Source organism: Carboxydothermus islandicus, assembly GCF_001950325.1.
Lineage (GTDB): Bacteria > Bacillota > Z-2901 > Carboxydothermales > Carboxydothermaceae > Carboxydothermus > Carboxydothermus islandicus.
In genome coordinates this window covers 1-241 of record NZ_BDJL01000139.1, presented here as the reverse complement: position 1 = coordinate 241, position 241 = coordinate 1, and the positions used below count along the sequence as shown (strand labels likewise).

Annotated in this window: 1 protein-coding gene; it reads left to right on the top strand. The window is 44.4% G+C overall.

The features are described from left to right. Positions 1-241 (top strand): 4Fe-4S binding protein (locus ciss_RS11905; RefSeq protein ID WP_143298566.1); only part of this gene is annotated, 241 nt, incomplete at both ends.

Genomic DNA, 241 nt, shown 5'->3' with positions numbered 1-241 from the left:
ATTGCAAAAAAGCTAAATGCATAGAAGCTTGTCCGGAAAATGCGCTTTTTTATGACGAAGAAGGCAGAGTAGTTTGTTCGGAAGAAAAGTGCACCGGCTGTGGGCTTTGTGAAAAAGCCTGCCCGTTTCATGCTATCAGGGTGATTGACCGCTGTATAAAATGCGATTTATGCAAAGGTGTCTCTGATTTTCCGGTATGTGTTACCTCCTGTCCCGTTGGCGCACTAACGGTAAAGGAAAT